This window comes from Acinetobacter sp. ACNIH1 (genome assembly GCF_002934695.1).
Classification (GTDB): Bacteria; Pseudomonadota; Gammaproteobacteria; order Pseudomonadales; family Moraxellaceae; genus Acinetobacter; species Acinetobacter variabilis.
The window spans coordinates 1151066-1165500 of record NZ_CP026420.1 but is presented as its reverse complement, the minus strand read 5'-3'; the positions used below and the strand labels follow the sequence as shown (position 1 = coordinate 1165500).

Here is a 14435-nt window from a genome sequence, read left to right as displayed (position 1 = left end):
GCGTATAAATATACATTTTGATATGACTATAAATCGGTTAGGATTTCAACAATTCGTACACACTCCAGGCAATGACCATTGCCACCAGACCTAAAACCAGCAAAATTGCAAACTTGCTTAAGCCGGCTTCGGCTTCAGGTGGATGCAGTCGATCCTCATCTGCAATTCGGACCAATTCATCATTATAGTGACTATAAAACTCTGCACGCTGGGTTTCGTCCAGAGCGCGGGTAAAATCATAAACTTCTTTACGTTGAGCCAGACTGTAATCACCTAGATGGGTATATTTGTCATAAATTGCCTCATCTAGTTTTTTACGGTGTACATGCGCCAATTCTGTAATCTGACTGGCTGTTGGGGGCATATCAAAACTGAGCCCTTCAAGAGTTCTTTGCATCATGTTGTTCTCCTTTTCTTTTGTTCTATTGTTAAAATCTATACCAACCAAACTTCCAATTGTGTATAGTTTGATCGTACAAACTATAAATTAAGTAAACAAGAAAGCTGATATAGTTGACTTTTCCATTATTTTGTAATATTAGTTTAATAATACTAAGTTATATTTGTATTTAGACTTAAAAGTCTATCCGAAATCATAATTAAAATTAAGGAGTTTTTATATTATGCAGAATATCTCTCAACATGATTTGGAACATCTGTATGCAGATGCAGTGAATACCATTCAATCGCAAATGAACTTTGTCGATGCAGTAAAACAATTAGAAGATGCAGCGCGCGCCGGTCACGGTAAAGCAGCACTCTTTTTAGCTGAACTGTATTATCAGGGTTTTCGTGTAGAACGAGATTCACTCAAAGCACAATACTGGCAGAACATGGCTACCATGCAAGCTTGAAGAAACGTCACCTCGGTGACGTTTTTTTATGCCATTCTTTCGAAATACTGCAATTAAGACATAATTTATTACGATTGCTTGCAAAGCTGAAACAGTAATTTCACTGGAACTTTCTAGAATAGAGCTGAACTCTAATAGCACTTTATTTTAACGACAATGCGAAAAATTATTCAATACGACCCGATATGTAAAAACTTTCTTTTGAGGCTCACCATCCTCAAATCCATGATGTATTGTGGCGTTTTGTGGGGCGTCTATCATCAGGGTTGGGCGATGATGCGCGATCAGGAAGATTATATTTTTCCATTCTGGCTTAATTCTCTGGATGCCAAAAATTATGCCAAGGAACATTGGCCAGGTTATGTACCACGTAGAATCAACCCCGAAGATTTTGAAAACAACTTATTACCAACACTGTCCCGATTAGCCGTGACACCTACTTTATGTAGCGGTAATGGCACTAAACTAAAATTATCAATTCCACAGATGCGCCACCTGTTTTTCTCACAACAAAGACTGCACTTTGCCTAAAAACATGTTATTTATAAAGACATAAAATAGACACCTAGAGATGTTCAGTTGGATACATACTCTAGGACTAATAATAATTAGATAAAAAGGACTCAATAGAATGACCAACGTAGCACAAGTGCTCGGTGATAAAGTACATCAGGCAGTTTATACTATCCGTCCAAACTCTACAGTTTTAGAAGCAATTAGCCTGATGGCAGAAAAAGGAATTGGGGCGCTGGTCGTTACCCACGAAGACAGTGTGGTCGGCATTTTGTCAGAGCGTGATTACACCCGTAAAATCGCATTGATGCAAAGAACCTCTTTTGATACCACGGTCAATGAAATTATGACACCTAAAGTCATAACTGTGACTTCTGCAACTTCTGTTGAAGACTGCTTAGCATTAATGACTGACCGCCATTTACGTCACTTACCTGTAGTTGAAAATGGCAAACTGATTGGTCTGATTTCGATTGGTGACTTGGTCAAAGCTGCAATGGAAGATCAACGTAAACTGATTGATCAGTTACAACAATATATTTCAGGCTAAAATTCTTTCTTATTTCAATACGTGAATTAAATTCCAAAATGTCATTACAAACAAATAACAATGCAATATCAAAACCAGATCAGATATAAAAAATCCCAGTCTTAAGACTGGGATTTTTTTGATTATGACTATAAATCAAATTAAAGACCGAGTTTCTCTGCGACATAATCAGAGTCTTTATCACCACGCCCTGAAAGATTCACTACAATCTTAGTCTCTTTAGGCAATTTACCCGCTTCACGAATTGCCCAAGCCATTGCATGTGAACTTTCTAATGCTGGCACAATTCCCTCAACGCGTGACAGGGTCATAAAGGCATCCAGACACTCCTGATCTGTTGCCGTAGTGTATTCCACACGACCCAGATCTTTAAGCAGGCTGTGCTGTGGCCCTACGCCTGGATAATCCAGGCCAGAAGCAATCGAATGCACAGCTAAAGGTTCACCCTGCTCATCTTCAAGCACATAGCATGCCATACCATGCAACTGGCTTGGTTTACCCAAAGTCAGCGTTGCGGAATGCTTATCAGTATTTAGGCCATGACCAGCAGGTTCTACCCCTACCAGTTTCACGTCTGGATCATTCAGGAATGCCGTGAATGCACCCATGGCATTTGAACCACCACCCACACATGCCACCACATAGTCTGGGTTTGCACCGAAGCGTTCATTGGTTTGAACCTTGATTTCATCGCCAATAATGGACTGGAAATCACGCACCATCATTGGGAATGGATGCGGTCCTACCACCGAACCAATCGCATAGATATAGTTTTTCGGATCTTTCAAGTATTCTTCAAAAGCACTGTCGACTGCATCTTTAAGGGTTGCTGTACCACGAGTCACAGAAATCAGCTTAGCACCCAAGATTTTCATCTTTACGACGTTTGGATGTTCTTTTTCGATATCCACCTGGCCCATATGAATTTCACATGGAATACCCACCAAAGCACATGCAGTGGCTAATGCCACACCATGCTGACCTGCACCGGTTTCTGCAATCACTTTGGTTTTACCCATATATTTCGCCAGCAGTGCTTCACCCAGACAGTGATTGATTTTATGTGCACCGGTATGATTCAGGTCTTCACGTTTTAAATAGATCTGTGCTCCACCTAACTGATCAGAAAGGCGTTTAGCATGAAACAAAGGGCTAGGACGGCCGACATAGTTAGCAAACAGGTCTTTTAATTCATTCTGAAATTCTTCAGTTTGACGGATTTCCTGATAGGCAACATTGATGTCATCCATGGCCTGTTTTAGCTCTGGTGGAATGAACTGACCGCCATATTGACCAAAGAAACCTTCTTCGTTGGGCAACGCAATACCATTAATTTGATGAGCCATAATAATTCCTGAATATTGGAATAAGGTATAACAAGTGACTTTATACTAGAATAATTCGTTTTAAAGCACTAATAACTATAGATAAAGTCACTTATAGATAAATGGAATCAACGCGCCAGATATTTGGTCATATCCTCAATACCTTTTAAGGTCATTGGAAACATATGATCTTCAAAGATTTGCTTAATCAGGCCAATAGTATGCGTGTAATGCCAGTATTTTTCTTCTTCAGGATTGAGCCAGGCGGTTTTATCAAAATGCTGACGCAGACGCTGTAACCAGACCTGTCCTGCCTCATCATTCATATATTCGACCGAACCACCGACGGAGTTCAACTCATAGGGTGCCATGCTGGCATCACCCACTACAATCACCCGGTAATCCCGTCCATAGGTATTGAACAGATCCCAGGTATTCATGCGCGAGCTGGAACGACGGACATTATCTTTCCAGACATAGTCGTACAGACAGTTATGGAAATAGAAATATTCCAGAGTCTTAAATTCGCTCTTGGCGGCGCTAAACAGTTTTTCACACTGAGCGATATGCGCATCCATCGATCCGCCGATATCAAACAGCATGAGTACTTTAATACGGTTACGACGCTCCGGCACCAATTGCACATCCAGAATCCCCTGTTTGGCAGTTTCACGAATAGTGCTATCAATGTCCAGTTCTTCAGCCGCACCCTGACGGGCGAACTTACGCAAACGGCGCAGTGCCATCTGCATCTGACGACTACCAAGAATCTGATCATCATCCAGATTACGGTATTGACGCTGTTCCCAGACTTTGACGGCGGAACGTTTACGCCCCGGCCCGCCAATGCGCACACCTTCAGGATGATCACCATAGGCACCAAATGGCGATGTGCCACCAGTACCAATCATCTTATTCCCGCCCTGATGTTTTTTATGCTGTTCACGCAAGCGCTCTTCCAGCATTTTCATCAGTTCTTCCAGCGACCCGGCTTTTTTCAGTTCTTCACGCTGTTCAGGGGTTAAGTGCTTTTCTAGAAGTTCCAGATCAAACCAGTCTTTAGGCAGTTTATGCACCTGATTCAGCAGTTCATCCAGATCAAAGGTCACGATACCATCAAAGTAGTCTTTCATGGCACGATCGAACTTGTCGAAGTAGCGCTCGTCTTTGACCATCACAGTTTTAGCAAGCTGATAGAACTCGTCCTGATCGGCAAAAACTACGCCTGCCGCTACCGCCTGATTCAGATCGATCAACTCACGTGTGGAAACTGGTACGCCATATTTTCTGAGGGTATAAAACAATCGCACAAACATGCGTGTTTCTCCCTTAGCGACGCGACATAAAGGCTAGACGTTCAAGCAGCTGTACATCCTGCTCATTTTTGATCAGCGCACCGTACAAAGGCGGGATCGCTTTGGACTTGTCGGTATTTCTTAAAATGTCTTCCGGCATATCATCTGCCATTAACAGACTTAACCAGTCGATCAGTTCTGAAGTTGAAGGTGGTTTTTTCAAACCTGGAATCTGGCGTAACTTGAAGAAAACTTGCAAAGCTTCATTCACCAGTGTTGCCGAAATATTCTCAAAATGCACATCGATAATTTCACGCATGGTCGCTTCATCCGGAAACTCGATATAGTGGAAGAAACAACGGCGCAAGAAGGCATCTGGAAGTTCTTTCTCGTTATTTGAAGTGATGATGACAATCGGACGCTGGGTCGCAGTAATGGTTTCACCCGTTTCATAAACAAAGAAAGACATCTTGTCGAGTTCATGCAGCAAGTCATTTGGGAACTCGATGTCTGCTTTATCGATCTCATCAATCAGTAACACACAGCGTTCTTCACTAGTGAACGCTTCCCAGAGTTTACCCGGCTTGATGTAGTTCTTGATGTCATAAACGCGATCATCACCTAACTGACTATCACGTAAGCGTGATACCGCATCATATTCATACAGGCCTTGCTGTGCCTTGGTCGTTGACTTGATATGCCAGGTAATCAGCTTCAGTCCAAGACTTTGTGCCACCTGTTCAGCCAACAGGGTTTTACCTGTACCCGGCTCACCTTTGACCAGCAAGGGTTTTTGCAAACTACGCGCAGCTTTCACAGCCAGTTTTAAACTGTCAGTGGCAATGTACTGATCCGTACCTGAGAATTGTTGAATATCAGCAGACATGATTGAACCTTATTTTTTTATTTACAGCGGTGAACTTTTCTTGTTTGACCCAAAACCCGTTTTACTGGATGCATAGGTCGACCAGCAATAGCCAATCACAGACCCGACACCAATGACAAATAAAATAAGTGACGCATTAATCCAAACGAGTTCATATTCCTTGGTTAGAATACCAAACAGCAGCCCGAAAATAGCAGGTGCAACTGAAGCATTACTGCCTTCAGAAACGGTTGGGGTCAACAGCACGGCAAAGGCCAATAGCCATAAAAAACCGCCCATTGTCTTTGGCATGCGCTTGGTCACGCCATACCAGCAGCCTAACGCAATCAGACTGCCCAGCAGATACACTGCAAACGCAATACTCTGGTCAGGAATTGAGTACAATACAGCTACAAAACCATTCATTTCACAACTCCTGAACTGAGCTTAAGCCCCACGAAGACCTTCTGGCGCTGGTGCATTCGGGTTAATCAAACCTTCTGGTGGCATTTGCAGGAAGAAACCACGGGTAGAAATTGAATCCATCACATGTAAAACATTAGCACGTGCCAGTTTACGCGATTCACTCAATTCAAGATGCATAACAAAAGTCGCACGACCAAACGCCACACGTACCGGTTCAGCCAATACCTCTAGTGGTTCAAATGTTTCGGCTTCGTTCTCATCTGCAGGACGCGCCACATAAAGATACATTTCATCTTTTTTGCTAGATTTGTAGATAGACACTTGCATGTTTCAAACGACTTTTCTGAAAAAACAATCGCAAGGATACATCAAAAAAACGACAGAAACATTAGCCGCTTCAAATGCATCAGTCGTGATTTTGTATAATTGCTTTATCTTTAATCAATCCAGTAAAAATCACTCAACCACTTTCATCTGGGTCGACAGATAAGACTCATCCTGATGCAATACCTTAATTAGTGGCAGAGTTAATAACTCATAGCGCCAGCCGAGCAAGTAGTTTGGCAGATCCTGTTCATCCTTATGACATACCACATGCTGATATAAGGCATTCAGCCATTTCTTGCGCATCAGCACTTCTTTCGGTACAGAGATTTCATTGGATATATTCTGGATCATTGTTTCGACCTTCTCGCCAATCTCTCTGGATGAATGACGAATTGGACGTGCCAGACGCAGCGGCCATTCGGCTTGATCAGGCAGGAATTTCAACAGATCCAAAATGGTCTTGCCATGTTCGCGGACAATATTGGCCCGGATGTCTTTTATCTGACTGAGCTGGAAATTATTGCGAGGGAATTTCTCTACCAGATCAATCATGGTCGAGTTTTTCAGAATGAAGCTGCGTGGCTGATTCAGCGCCTTGGCAATCTGCTCACGCCATACAGCCAGTTGTTGTAACTGCATTAATTGACGGCGTGAATGACGATAATTACCGACATCCTGATAAAGCAAGGCAGTCGGTGTTTCTTCACCAATTTCATGGGTCAAAAAACGGCAATCTTCAAGAGCGAAATCGAGCAGATACTTGCTTTCCAGATCCTGTTTGACTTTATCCGACAGTTGCACCAGATAATGCACATCATTGGCTGCATACAGCAACTGCTCAGAGCTTAAAGGACGTGCCAGCCAGTTAGAGCGAGTCTGATCTTTTTCAATATCGACATCCAGCATCTGTTTCAAGGCATTCTGATAGCTGACCTGCAAACCATGTCCGAGGAAAGACATACCGACCTGTGTATCAAAGACATTACTCAGGGCTTTTTTCTGGGTGTAATGGTAAATCAGGTCAATGTCTTCACTGCAGGCATGGAAAATATTCTGTTGAGCATTAAAAATCTTGTTCAGAAATTCACTCAGATCCAGTGTTGTTCCATCCAGCAAATAGACATTGTTATTGACATTGATTTGAAAAACACCAAGTTTTGGCCACAAGGTGTCTACCTTAATGAATTCTGTATCCAAGCCATAGACCGGATTTTGATCCATAAGGTTCAGGACATGATTTAAGTCGTGCTGATGTTGAATAAATTGAAACATAAAGACTGAGTCTAAAATTAGATGCTCGATGAAGCTATATTACCCGATATATAGAATTTTTATATAAAAATGTGACAATCAAATCATACTTTTTGTTCCATATTTTTTTTCGAATATAGCTTATCTAGTAAACATTTTATATTTTTACTAATATATTTTTTATATTATATGTTAAGAGAATATAATTAATATTTCACTTAATTCGCATCCGGTTATGCACTGCCTGACTCAAAGTATGACTATCGACATACTCCAGTTCTCCACCTTGAGGCACCCCTTGAGCGATACGCGTCATTTGCACTGGTAAATGCTTACTGGCTTCAACCAGATAATGTGCGGTTGCCTGTCCTTCGACAGTCGCATTGGTGGCCAGAATTACTTCCTTGATCTGTCCCTGACTTAAGCGTTGTAGTAAATACGGAATACCGATTTCTTCAGGCCCGATTCCATCTAGAGGTGACAGATGACCACCCAGAACATGATATTTACCACGGAAACTGCCGCTTTGCTCAATTGCCATGACATCTGCCGGTGACTCCACTACACAAAGCAGCTCATCATCACGCTCAACTGAGGTACAGATATTACAGACTTCATCTTCCGTCAATGAATGGCAGATCGAGCATTCATGAATGTGATCGGTTGCTTCAGTCAAGGCATGTGCCAGACCAATCGCCCCTTCACGATTTTTCATGATTAAATGCAAAGCCATACGCTGGGCCGATTTCGGCCCAACGCTTGGCAAAATGCGTAATGCTTGAACCAGTTGATCAAAACGATCACTAAACATTGCGCATACTTCCTTAGAATAAACCAGCCAGACCAGGTGGTAAGCCCATACCTGAGTTTGCAGATTTCATTTTCTCTTCAGAGATCACTTCTGCTTGACGCGCTGCATCATTCATCGCTGCTGCAATCAGATCTTCGATCATATCTGGATCGTCCTGTAACAGTTCAGGATTAATTTCGATACGTTTCACCACATTGCGACAAGTCATGGTGACTTTCACCAGACCGCCACCAGCCTCAGCATGCACTTCAGTTTGCGCAAGCTCTTCTTTGGCTTTTTTCATGTTGTTTTCGACTTCTTTTTGCATGCGCTGTGCTTGCTGCATCAACATATTAATGTTCATAAAGATCTCCGAACATATATTTATAAAATTAGATTAGATCTAAACCGCGTGTAATGTCGCGAATAATATCATCAATCTCTTCCAAACCAACAGAAACGCGAATTAAACCTTCACGAATACCCGCTGCTGCTTTGGCTTCTGGAGACAATTTACCATGCGTGGTTGTTGCCGGATGAGTAATCGTTGATTTCACATCACCCAGGTTACCGGTGATTGAAATGAACTGGGTATTGTCAATTACTTTCCAGGCACCTTCACGACCGCCTTTAACTTCGAAAGATACGATACCACCGAAACCGGTTTGTTGTTTTGCAGCCAGTTCATGACCAACATGTTCAGGTAAACCTGCATAGTAAACTTTTTCTACTTTCGGATGTGCATTTAAGAATTCTGCCAGTTTTTGTGCATTGGCAGAATGCTCACGCATACGTAAACGTAAAGTTTCTAGACCTTTCAGGAATACCCAGGCATTGAACGGGCTCATAGAAGGACCAGTGGTACGTACATAACCGAAGATTTCTTCAAGCAGTTTGTGGTTACCTACCACAGCGCCACCGAGTGCACGGCCTTGGCCATCCAGATATTTAGTCGCAGAATATACGACTAAGTCTGCACCAAATTTGAGTGGTTGTTGTAACACTGGTGTACAGAAGCTGTTGTCAATCGCGAGCAATGCATCATTGGCATGTGCAATATCTGCCAAAGCCTGAATATCCGCGACTTCAGCCAGTGGGTTTGACGGAGATTCAACAAAGAGTAATTTGGTTTCTGGCTTGATGGCATTTTTCCATGCATCCAGATCAGTCAGATCGACAAACTCAACTGCGACACCAAATTTAGCCACGTATTTTTCAAATAAAGAGACTGTTGAACCAAATACGGCGCGTGAACAAATGACATGATCACCTACTTTCAGGTAAGCCATCGCCACCGCCATAATCGCAGCCATACCAGAGCTGGTCGCAACAGCGCGTTCTGCGCCTTCTAAAGCAGCCAGACGCTTTTCAAACATGGCAACAGTTGGATTGGTAAAGCGAGAATAAATATTACCCGGCTCTTGGCCTGAAAATTTTGCTGCAGCTTCAGCCGCATTTTCATAAACAAATGACGATGTTAGAAAAATCGGTTCACCATGCTCACCCTCAAAGCTACGGGTGTGACCAGTACGGATGGCTAAAGTTTCTAATTGATAGTTAAAATCGTCTTGCTGGCTCATCACTTTACTTCAGCCCAAAGGCTGCCTTTTGTAAAAAATTGCCAACATTTTGAGCGTCTAAGCTATTTCAGGTCAAGGCATAATAAGCAATTATTGCTTAGACTTCGACCAATTCTCCTTTGTATACGGATAAATTATTTACATGATTCAGTTAAAACAAAATATTCAACGCCAGAAGAAAAAATTAAAACACCTGAATGCCCGGTTATTTAACTCGTCTTCTCTGATTCTTTCGCAAAAAACGCCATTTGAATATATTGCTGCGACTGAGTTCTGCAAAATTCGCTATTATGCAGCGCCTGAAAAGAAGTACCATGAGCCCTTAGTCTTTGTTGCCCCTCTTGCGATCAATATGGATATTTATGACCTGTATCCTTACCGTTCACTGGTCAAGCATTTTCAGCATAGCGGTTTTGATGTCTATTTAATGGAATGGAAACGTTTCCGCTATAAACACCGTCACTTGAATTTTCTGTCTTTTATTGACGGCGCGATTCCTCAGGCTATTGAACGGATCTGCTCGCATTCAGGCAGTCAGTTTATTTCCCTGCATGGCTGGAGTATGGCCGGAATTTTTGTCACGCTTTATACAGCGCTGCATTCCCCTGAACATGTTAAAAACCTGATCGTACTGGGCAGCCCGATTGACAGTTATGCCTCTGGTCGGGTTGGCAAGCTGTTTAGCACCACCAATAAGCTCATTTCCAAAAATAAAAACCTGCAACAGGCGATTCACCAAGGATTGATTCCCAAGGAATATATTCATTCGCCCGGTATCATCAATGCACTGGGATTTAAGCTGCTTGATCCGATTGGCTGGTTTAAAAGCCAGAAGCAGTTTTTGATGAACCTGGAAAATGTTGAAGATGTTTATGAACATGCCACCATGGGCAATTTTCTGAACAAGATGATTGATTATCCGGGAGGAATCAATCAGGACATGGTGCTGCATTTATGGCTGCAAAACCCTTTAAAAAATGGCTCGATGACTTTAAATGGCCGAACGATTGATCTAAAAAATATTAACTGTTCCTTGCTGGTCGGGGCTGGGAAAACCGATCAGATTGTTACGGAACAGTCAGCTAAACCTTTGATAGAATTGACAAGTAGTACCGATAAGACGTTTACTCTTATCCCGGGTGGTCATCTTGGACTGATGTCCAATCAGAAAACAGCCAATACATTCTGGCCGAAATTGACCACCTGGCTGGCACAACGCTCAACCAGGATAGATGCTTAATTCCGGAAGAGCCGGCATTTTTCAGGTATTTATTATTTTATTCAGAGGGTATGACATGATTCAGTCAGTGGCATTTATTGGTTTAGGCGCAATGGGTTATCGCATGGCAGCGCATTTACCCAAGCATTTTGAGACAGTCTATGTCTGGAACCGTACTTTCGCCAAGGCTGAAGAACATGCTGCTAAATATGGCACCCAAGCTGTCGCTTTAGAACAGGCAGTTCAGGCAGATATTATTTTTTCCTGCCTGCCGACCAGTGCCGATGTTGAAGCATTAATCCAAGGCCTCAGCCTTAAAGCTGGCAGTATCTGGGTAGACTGTACCAGTGGTGTTCCTGACGCTGCCCGATGCCTAGAAGAAGCACTGACTGAACAGGGTGTGATTTTCCTAGATGCGCCTGTGAGTGGCCAGACCATTGGTGCGGAAAATGGCACATTGACTGTGATGGTCGGTGGTAATGCAGAAGGCTTTGAAAAAGCCCTGCCAGCGATGCAGGCTTTTGGCAAATTAATTAAGCATGTGGGTACATCAGGTGCTGGCTTTGCGGTAAAAGCGGTAAATAATATGTTACTGGCTGTAAACCTGTGTGCGGCAGCAGAAGGCTTTACCACGCTGAAAGCACACGGGGTTGACCTGAATGAAGCACTGGATTGTATCAATGCATCAAGCGGCAAAAGCAATGTGACTGAAACCGTTTTACCACAGCGTATTTTGAACCGTAGCTTTCCTGTTACCTTTGCCCTGCCTCTCTTGGCCAAAGATACCGGCATTGCACTTGATCTTGCGCGTGATGCTAAACTGGCAGTGCCACTTCTTGCTTTGGGTCAAAGTCTGATGCAAGCTGCTAGCAATCTGTCGGATAAAAATAGTGACTTTTCCAGTGCTGTAAAAATGTATGAATCATGGAGTAATATTACCATTGAGTAATATCTCGCCATTGAATAATAATAAACAAACCTAATATTGTGACTATAGACTAGCCACATGCAGTGATACCTGAGGAAACTCTTATGAATAAGTTATTTGTTGTAACACTCGTCGGTTCTGCAACTTTGTTTGGGGCTTCAACATCGGTTCTTGCATCTGAACAGGAATGCAAAAAATTGAAAAATGACCATGATGTCATTTATGCATCAAAAGGTTTCTGTTTCAAGGATCCTGAAGCAAAAGCAAAGTTTAATGACAATTGCTACACAACCAAGCCAAAATTTTCAGAAAAAGAGCAGCAACGTCTTGACGCGATCAAAGAACGTCAGAAAGAATTGAATTGTAAATAATACAATTCAATTCTGCTCAAGGAATGCACTTATGACTTACGATGACCAAAATATTTTTGCACGAATTCTGCGTGGTGAACTTCCAGCAATTAAAGTGTATGAAGATGACCAAGTTCTTGCATTTATGGACATCATGCCACAGGCCGATGGTCATACTCTGGTCATTCCTAAAACACCCGCAATTACCTTGCTTGACCTGGATCCTGAAATTGCAGCCTATACCATTCAGGTGGTGCAAAAAATTGCCAAAGCGATTGAAAAAGGTTTAGGTGTAGATGGCATTGTACTGATGCAGCTCTCTGGCGCTGCGGCGGGTCAGACTGTTCCGCATGTCCATTTCCATCTGGTACCTACTTCTTTGCACAACCTTGGCAAACATGCTGCACAAATGGGCGATCAGGAAAAAATCAAGCAACTGGCAGAGAAAATTAAAGCTGCCCTGTAAGCTATTCTTAATATTTAAAAATGGAGCTTCGGCTCCATTTTTTATGTCTGATGTATTTCACCTTGAATTAAGCCACTAAAATATCAATAAAAGTCACCTAGCCTATTTTTAGGTTTTACAGCAAACACCGAGCCTAGTTGTATTTGTATCAATCCTGCTTATCCCACTCACAATTCTATAAAAAATAAGACAATGATTGTCTTTAATATTTCTGAAATATTTCCTTAATCATATTGACTTATTTGTAATGAATACTTGGCACCAATAGAGCAGTAGATGTTTCAAAACAATACTGAAACTTGTTTTTAAGACGATGAATAAAAAAGTCTTTATTGGAGCAACACATGAAAAAAACGTTATCTGCATTAGCAATCGGGGCAACAATTTTAACACCAGTAATGGCAGCTGCTGCTGATGTTAAAGTGTATGGTCGTGCACACGTTTCTTTAGATTATCTGGATGATGGCCAGGATTATAACGAAGTAGGTCTTTCTTCAAACTCTTCACGCCTAGGCTTTAAAGCTGAACAAAAACTAGAAAATGGTATGACCGTATTTGGTCAAATCGAACAGGAAATTAACTTTGCAAGTGGTTCTGCAAACGATGATGTTGAATTTGCAACTCGTGATACTTTTGTTGGTTTAAAAGGTGATTTCGGTCAAGCGCGTATCGGCCGTTTTGACAGCCCATTCAAAGTAGCACGTGGCCCGGTCAACTTCTTTGGTGATATGGTTGGTGACGTTCGTAACGTCACGCGTGTAGGCAACCTGCGTTTTGATGAACGTAATGCCAATACAATTGAATATAAATCACCAAAATTCGGCAACGGATTTAATGTTCTGGGTGCACTTTCCCTACATGAAGCCAACAGCCCGGATGCATCTAAGGATGGTGAAAAAGATAAAGATAAGGCTTATGACCTCGCTTTAACCTATAAAGAAGGTAAAGTTGATTTCGCCGCTGCATATGAACACTATGAAGAAGAAGCTGCCCGTGGTGAGCGCGATGGTTTCCGTATCGCAGGTGCTTACAAAATCACACCTGAATTCAACTTGGGGGGTTTATACCAATTCCTTCAACACGATAATTCTGAAGCAAACCCAGATGCACAAGTATTTGGTATAGCCGGTGAGTATAAATTTGCACCAAAAACCTCATTCCGTGGTGAAGTATTCCACCGCGATGTCGATGCGGACGATGCGAATGCAACTTTACTGGCAATCGGACTTGAGCACCGTTTAGATCCAACAGTTCGCGTTTATGGCAACATAGCAACTGTATTAAATGATGAAAACTCAAACCTTACCCCTTGGGCACAAGCTCGTACCAATGCTGTAGGTGGCGTACGCGGTGAAGACAGCCTAGGTCTTTCTCTAGGTATGCGTTACGACTTCTAAAACCTCCCCAATTTCATATTAGAAGAGAGCCTGCCTGATGCGGGTTCTTTTTTATTTTTTAATTAATCCTGACTATTTTAATTAGAATAAAAACCGAATAAAAACCCCAGCAAAATAGTCAGATTTAATAAGATTAAAAAATAAATCCTAACCATTTTAATCAGATTAATTTTATCTATTTAATAATTAAACCAAGCAAATTAATCCACTTTAAAAATATAAATATAAGCATTTTAGTCAGATTTAAATAATCTGTTTTTTACACAAAATAATCACAAATATTTAGAATAATTATCAAA

At 42.0% G+C, this 14435-nt stretch carries 18 protein-coding genes; 8 read left to right on the top strand and 10 right to left on the bottom strand.

Going from position 1 to position 14435, the window contains the following annotated elements; translation table 11 throughout:
- Positions 1 to 37: 37 nt before the first annotated feature.
- Positions 38 to 400 (bottom strand): hypothetical protein, encoded by a 363-nt coding sequence (locus C3F22_RS05775; RefSeq protein WP_081402667.1) that lies wholly within the window; start codon positions 398 to 400, stop codon positions 38 to 40.
- A 220-nt stretch (positions 401 to 620) separates the two neighbouring features.
- Here C3F22_RS05775 and C3F22_RS05770 point away from each other — a divergent pair, with 220 nt between their 5' ends.
- The 3 genes from C3F22_RS05770 to C3F22_RS05760 all read left to right on the top strand — a co-directional run bounded on the left by C3F22_RS05770 (position 621) and on the right by C3F22_RS05760 (position 1917).
- Positions 621 to 854 carry a hypothetical protein gene (locus tag C3F22_RS05770; RefSeq protein WP_034171084.1) on the top strand — a complete coding sequence of 78 codons (234 nt, stop codon included), beginning with the start codon at positions 621 to 623 and terminating at the stop codon, positions 852 to 854.
- Between the two features lie 156 nt (positions 855 to 1010).
- Positions 1011 to 1385 carry a DUF2750 domain-containing protein gene (locus tag C3F22_RS05765; RefSeq protein WP_034171083.1) on the top strand — a complete coding sequence of 125 codons (375 nt, stop codon included), beginning with the start codon at positions 1011 to 1013 and terminating at the stop codon, positions 1383 to 1385.
- Positions 1386 to 1485: 100 nt separating this feature from the next.
- Complete coding sequence (locus C3F22_RS05760) at positions 1486 to 1917, top strand: CBS domain-containing protein (RefSeq protein ID WP_034171082.1); 432 nt, start codon at positions 1486 to 1488, stop codon at positions 1915 to 1917.
- A gap of 140 nt (positions 1918 to 2057) precedes the next feature.
- Here the strand turns inward: C3F22_RS05760 and trpB are convergent, their stop codons facing one another.
- From trpB to C3F22_RS05715, 9 genes are all read right to left on the bottom strand, one after another.
- Positions 2058 to 3263, bottom strand: coding sequence for a tryptophan synthase subunit beta (trpB, locus tag C3F22_RS05755; protein ID WP_034171081.1), 1206 nt, complete (start codon positions 3261 to 3263; stop codon positions 2058 to 2060).
- Between the two features lie 107 nt (positions 3264 to 3370).
- On the bottom strand, positions 3371 to 4558 hold the full coding sequence (locus C3F22_RS05750) for a vWA domain-containing protein (protein WP_034171080.1): 1188 nt from the start codon (positions 4556 to 4558) through the stop codon (positions 3371 to 3373).
- Between the two features lie 13 nt (positions 4559 to 4571).
- Entirely contained in the window at positions 4572 to 5423 is an 852-nt protein-coding gene (locus C3F22_RS05745) for an AAA family ATPase (protein ID WP_104426039.1), read from the bottom strand.
- Between the two features lie 21 nt (positions 5424 to 5444).
- Complete coding sequence (locus tag C3F22_RS05740) at positions 5445 to 5828, bottom strand: hypothetical protein (RefSeq protein WP_104426038.1); 384 nt, start codon at positions 5826 to 5828, stop codon at positions 5445 to 5447.
- Between the two features lie 21 nt (positions 5829 to 5849).
- Positions 5850 to 6155, bottom strand: coding sequence for a YcgL domain-containing protein (locus tag C3F22_RS05735; protein ID WP_004783715.1), 306 nt, complete (start codon positions 6153 to 6155; stop codon positions 5850 to 5852).
- 129 nt (positions 6156 to 6284) lie between these two features.
- A complete protein-coding gene (locus tag C3F22_RS05730) occupies positions 6285 to 7427 on the bottom strand; it encodes a ribonuclease D (protein WP_104426037.1) in 1143 nt (380 codons plus the stop codon).
- A gap of 193 nt (positions 7428 to 7620) precedes the next feature.
- A complete protein-coding gene (gene recR / locus C3F22_RS05725) occupies positions 7621 to 8217 on the bottom strand; it encodes a recombination mediator RecR (RefSeq protein WP_004783720.1) in 597 nt (198 codons plus the stop codon).
- A gap of 13 nt (positions 8218 to 8230) precedes the next feature.
- The gene (locus tag C3F22_RS05720; protein WP_004783723.1) at positions 8231 to 8560 is read right to left on the bottom strand and encodes a YbaB/EbfC family nucleoid-associated protein; all 330 of its coding nucleotides are present in this window, start codon (positions 8558 to 8560) and stop codon (positions 8231 to 8233) included.
- A gap of 28 nt (positions 8561 to 8588) precedes the next feature.
- Positions 8589 to 9776, bottom strand: coding sequence for an O-succinylhomoserine sulfhydrylase (locus tag C3F22_RS05715; RefSeq protein WP_104426036.1), 1188 nt, complete (start codon positions 9774 to 9776; stop codon positions 8589 to 8591).
- Between the two features lie 142 nt (positions 9777 to 9918).
- Here C3F22_RS05715 and C3F22_RS05710 point away from each other — a divergent pair, with 142 nt between their 5' ends.
- The 5 genes from C3F22_RS05710 (at position 9919) to C3F22_RS05690 (ending at position 14136) form a co-directional block, all read left to right on the top strand.
- Positions 9919 to 11016 carry an alpha/beta fold hydrolase gene (locus tag C3F22_RS05710; RefSeq protein WP_104426035.1) on the top strand — a complete coding sequence of 366 codons (1098 nt, stop codon included), beginning with the start codon at positions 9919 to 9921 and terminating at the stop codon, positions 11014 to 11016.
- A gap of 55 nt (positions 11017 to 11071) precedes the next feature.
- Entirely contained in the window at positions 11072 to 11944 is an 873-nt protein-coding gene (locus tag C3F22_RS05705; protein WP_104426987.1) for an NAD(P)-dependent oxidoreductase, read from the top strand.
- Positions 11945 to 12027: 83 nt separating this feature from the next.
- Entirely contained in the window at positions 12028 to 12294 is a 267-nt protein-coding gene (locus tag C3F22_RS05700; RefSeq protein ID WP_104426034.1) for a YARHG domain-containing protein, read from the top strand.
- 31 nt (positions 12295 to 12325) lie between these two features.
- A complete protein-coding gene (locus tag C3F22_RS05695; protein WP_034171073.1) occupies positions 12326 to 12739 on the top strand; it encodes an HIT family protein in 414 nt (137 codons plus the stop codon).
- A 344-nt stretch (positions 12740 to 13083) separates the two neighbouring features.
- The gene (locus C3F22_RS05690; protein ID WP_104426033.1) at positions 13084 to 14136 is read left to right on the top strand and encodes a porin; all 1053 of its coding nucleotides are present in this window, start codon (positions 13084 to 13086) and stop codon (positions 14134 to 14136) included.
- The last annotated feature ends 299 nt before the right edge of the window (positions 14137 to 14435 follow it).

What these genes read in the sequence shown, in the direction of transcription:
- C3F22_RS05765 (WP_034171083.1), top strand. Translation starts at nt 1,011, where the DNA reads ATGCGAAAAATTATTCAATACGACCCGATATGTAAAAACTTTCTTTTG.
- C3F22_RS05740 (WP_104426038.1), bottom strand. Translation starts at nt 5,828, where the DNA reads ATGAATGGTTTTGTAGCTGTATTGTACTCAATTCCTGACCAGAGTATT.
- C3F22_RS05695 (WP_034171073.1), top strand. Translation starts at nt 12,326, where the DNA reads ATGACTTACGATGACCAAAATATTTTTGCACGAATTCTGCGTGGTGAA.
- C3F22_RS05705 (WP_104426987.1), top strand. Translation starts at nt 11,072, where the DNA reads ATGATTCAGTCAGTGGCATTTATTGGTTTAGGCGCAATGGGTTATCGC.
- C3F22_RS05690 (WP_104426033.1), top strand. Translation starts at nt 13,084, where the DNA reads ATGAAAAAAACGTTATCTGCATTAGCAATCGGGGCAACAATTTTAACA.
- C3F22_RS05710 (WP_104426035.1), top strand. Translation starts at nt 9,919, where the DNA reads ATGATTCAGTTAAAACAAAATATTCAACGCCAGAAGAAAAAATTAAAA.
- C3F22_RS05720 (WP_004783723.1), bottom strand. Translation starts at nt 8,560, where the DNA reads ATGAACATTAATATGTTGATGCAGCAAGCACAGCGCATGCAAAAAGAA.
- C3F22_RS05700 (WP_104426034.1), top strand. Translation starts at nt 12,028, where the DNA reads ATGAATAAGTTATTTGTTGTAACACTCGTCGGTTCTGCAACTTTGTTT.
- C3F22_RS05760 (WP_034171082.1), top strand. Translation starts at nt 1,486, where the DNA reads ATGACCAACGTAGCACAAGTGCTCGGTGATAAAGTACATCAGGCAGTT.
- C3F22_RS05735 (WP_004783715.1), bottom strand. Translation starts at nt 6,155, where the DNA reads ATGCAAGTGTCTATCTACAAATCTAGCAAAAAAGATGAAATGTATCTT.
- C3F22_RS05745 (WP_104426039.1), bottom strand. Translation starts at nt 5,423, where the DNA reads ATGTCTGCTGATATTCAACAATTCTCAGGTACGGATCAGTACATTGCC.
- C3F22_RS05775 (WP_081402667.1), bottom strand. Translation starts at nt 400, where the DNA reads ATGATGCAAAGAACTCTTGAAGGGCTCAGTTTTGATATGCCCCCAACA.
- C3F22_RS05750 (WP_034171080.1), bottom strand. Translation starts at nt 4,558, where the DNA reads ATGTTTGTGCGATTGTTTTATACCCTCAGAAAATATGGCGTACCAGTT.
- C3F22_RS05715 (WP_104426036.1), bottom strand. Translation starts at nt 9,776, where the DNA reads ATGAGCCAGCAAGACGATTTTAACTATCAATTAGAAACTTTAGCCATC.
- trpB (WP_034171081.1), bottom strand. Translation starts at nt 3,263, where the DNA reads ATGGCTCATCAAATTAATGGTATTGCGTTGCCCAACGAAGAAGGTTTC.
- C3F22_RS05730 (WP_104426037.1), bottom strand. Translation starts at nt 7,427, where the DNA reads ATGTTTCAATTTATTCAACATCAGCACGACTTAAATCATGTCCTGAAC.
- recR (WP_004783720.1), bottom strand. Translation starts at nt 8,217, where the DNA reads ATGTTTAGTGATCGTTTTGATCAACTGGTTCAAGCATTACGCATTTTG.